Raw genomic sequence first — 581 nt, forward strand, 5'->3', positions numbered from 1 at the left:
GGAGCCGGAGGTCGATGCCGGGGACGTCGCGCAGGCCGGACAGGTAGGTGAGGGTCATCCGGGTGCGGGCGGCGAGGTTGTCACCGATGCCTTCCTCAGCGCCGCGCAGAGCTACGGCGTCGGACGAGGGGTCGCCGAGCACGTAGCGGATCTTCACGCCGCTGGCGGCCTTCGCGCGCAGGAGCGGAACGAGATCGGCGTGTCCGTCGGGGAGGAACAGACCGGCGATCACGAGGATGTCCACGGTGTCCTGTGCGTGGTTGAGCAGCGCCCGCCACATCTCGCCGGGGACGGTGCCGCGGTTGGGGTAGATCCGCACGACCTCGGGGACGAGTTCGGTCGGCAGGGGCCGAGTGGGAGCGTCTTGACCGTCCGACCGCCGGGTGCTCGGTTTTTCGGCAAGCCCGAGCGGGGTCCGGGGGATCCCGAGACCGTTGGCGAGACGCTCGAACAGTTCCAGGCTGGTGACCCGTCGGCGGCCGCTCTGGATCTCGCTGACGTGGGACTGCGGGATCTCGCAGGCGCCCGCGATCTGGGTCTGTGTCGCACCGGTGTACTTCCGGTAGATGGCCAGGACGACG

General features: G+C 69.9%; 1 protein-coding gene. It reads right to left on the bottom strand.

The window, feature by feature from the left end; translation table 11 throughout:
• A partial coding sequence (locus tag DD1DGNOD_RS08040) for a helix-turn-helix domain-containing protein (protein WP_346434288.1) occupies positions 1-581 on the bottom strand: 581 nt, incomplete at both ends.

This window comes from Candidatus Protofrankia californiensis (genome assembly GCF_900634765.1).
Taxonomy (GTDB): Bacteria; Actinomycetota; Actinomycetes; order Frankiales; family Frankiaceae; genus Protofrankia; species Protofrankia californiensis.